This window comes from Burkholderia diffusa (assembly GCF_902499115.1).
Lineage (GTDB): Bacteria > Pseudomonadota > Gammaproteobacteria > Burkholderiales > Burkholderiaceae > Burkholderia > Burkholderia diffusa.
Window position 1 is genome coordinate 1 of sequence record NZ_CABVPN010000075.1, and the last position, 1,306, is coordinate 1,306.

Below are 1,306 nucleotides of genomic sequence, written 5' to 3' on the forward strand. Positions count from 1 at the left end.
GGTTCATCGCGGGAAACCGTGGAGCGTTTGAGGGGGATTGCGTAACCTGACGCCTGACTTTAAGGACGTCAGGAGGAGCAATTGCTCGATCGCAAGGCACTTCAGGCACTGGGCTGCTGGACGGGCTATCGGTTAGAGCGGGTGGAATGGCCGGAAGGAGAAGGCCGTACGCTATCGCTGCATTTGAAGCCGGTCAGCAAGGTGATGTACTGCGAGCAATGCGGTGCACGGTGCTATCAAATCCACGAGACGACGGTTCGCCGCGTGCGCGATCTGCCGCTGTTCGAGTACCGGGTGGTGCTGCACGTCCCCCGCCGCCGGGTCTGGTGCGAACGCTGCGACGGTCCGCGACTGGAGAAGCTGGCGTGGCTGGGCCGTTACCAGCGAGTGACGGAGCGATTTGCCAAGGCCTGCGAGAAACTGCTGCAAGCGGCCAGCGTACAGGCAGTGGCGGCCTTCTACGATCTGGGCTGGCACACGGTCAAATCGATCGACAAGATGCGCTTGCAAGCGCGTGTGGCTGAGCCGGACTGGTCGACGATCCGCTATTTGACGATGGACGAGTTTGCACTCCATAAAGGCCATAGGTATGCCACGGTGGTGGTCGATCCGATCGGCCGGCAGGTGCTCTGGATTGGATCGGGACGCTCACGCGAGACGGCCCGCGCCTTCTTCGAGCAGCTTCCTGAGGGTGTCGCCGAGCGCATCGAAGCAGTCGCGATCGACATGACCACGGCCTACGAGTTGGAAATCAAGGCGCAATGTCCGCAGGCCGAGGTGGTCTACGACCTGTTCCACGTCGTGGCCAAGTACGGGCGCGAGGTGATCGATCGGGTACGTGTGGATCAGGCCAATCAGTTACGCCATGACCGGCCGGCCCGCAAGGTATTGAAATCCAGTCGCTGGCTGCTGCTGCGCAACCGCCACAACCTGAAGCCCGAGCAGTCCGTGCATCTGAAGGAACTGCTGGCAGCGAATCAGCCCTTGTTGTGCGTCTACGTGCTACGTGACGAACTCAAACGGCTCTGGTTCTACCGAAAGCCTGCCTGGGCGGAAAAGGCCTGGGAACACTGGATCGAGCAGGCCCGGCAAAGCGGGATTGCCGCGCTGCAACTGTTCGCGCAGCGCCTACAGGGTTACTGGCACGGAATCCTCGCCCGCTGCCGCCATCCGCTCAATACCAGCGTCGTCGAAGGCATCAACAACACCATCAAGGTAATCAAGCGTCGGGCCTACGGGTATCGCGACGAGGAATACTTCTTCCTCAAGATCCGCGCCGCGTTCCCCGGTAATCCGCGATGAACCT

Annotated in this window: 1 protein-coding gene; it reads left to right on the top strand. The window is 61.3% G+C overall.

The window, feature by feature from the left end:
* The first annotated feature begins 81 nt into the window (after positions 1–81).
* Positions 82–1,302 carry an ISL3 family transposase gene (locus BTE28158_RS32260; protein WP_151052762.1) on the top strand — a complete coding sequence of 407 codons (1,221 nt, stop codon included), beginning with the start codon at positions 82–84 and terminating at the stop codon, positions 1,300–1,302.
* Positions 1,303–1,306 lie beyond the last annotated feature (4 nt).